Genomic DNA, 668 nt, shown 5'->3' with positions numbered 1-668 from the left:
GGGTTTCCCCCTGTGAGAGTAGGACGCCGCCAAGCTTTTCAAAGGATCAGTTCCAGTCGGAACTGGTCTTTTTTGTGCTGTTTGAAAGAAGATCACCTTGATACATATGTGGTATAAATCAGGTTGTTTTAATTCACTATAAGCGTGGAGATGCTCTAAATCAACGTGAAAGTCTGTGAAGCATGTTCACGTTTAAGTATGGAGAAAAGTAATAGAGAGAAAGAATAGCAGGTGTATAGATGCCTGATACAAATTCATTCATTTAAATGGAGTTGTATAAGTCTATTTTATTGAAATCAAAACATTCATTGCGTTTAACAGTTGAAATAAAGAAATATCTATATCATTAAAGTATAAAAATTGAAAGGCTGCTGATATTTTTAAAGGATTTACTCGTTTTTAAAGAGAATATAGAGAAGAGAAATACAGCTGTTAATCGCTGAATTGAAGCTATTTTGACTGGTAACATCAACATCATCTGTTAAAAGAAATACGTCATGAAAAATGAAATAAAATTTTTTTAATATAGCCTTTACAAATGAGTGAAACCTGTATATAATAATCTTTGTCGGATCGAGAGATTCCTACATAGTGGAGGATTAGCTCAGCTGGGAGAGCATCTGCCTTACAAGCAGAGGGTCGGCGGTTCGAGCCCGTCATCCTCCACC

Annotated in this window: 1 tRNA gene; it reads left to right on the top strand. The window is 35.6% G+C overall.

What is annotated here, in order from left to right:
* Positions 1–593: 593 nt before the first annotated feature.
* A tRNA-Val gene (locus KVT11_RS19525) sits at positions 594–666 on the top strand.
* Positions 667–668 lie beyond the last annotated feature (2 nt).

Source organism: Bacillus sp. GbtcB10 (assembly GCF_019091365.1).
GTDB classification, from domain to species: Bacteria; Bacillota; Bacilli; order Bacillales; family Bacillaceae; genus Bacillus; species Bacillus altitudinis.
This window is presented reverse-complemented; position numbering and strand designations above follow the sequence as displayed.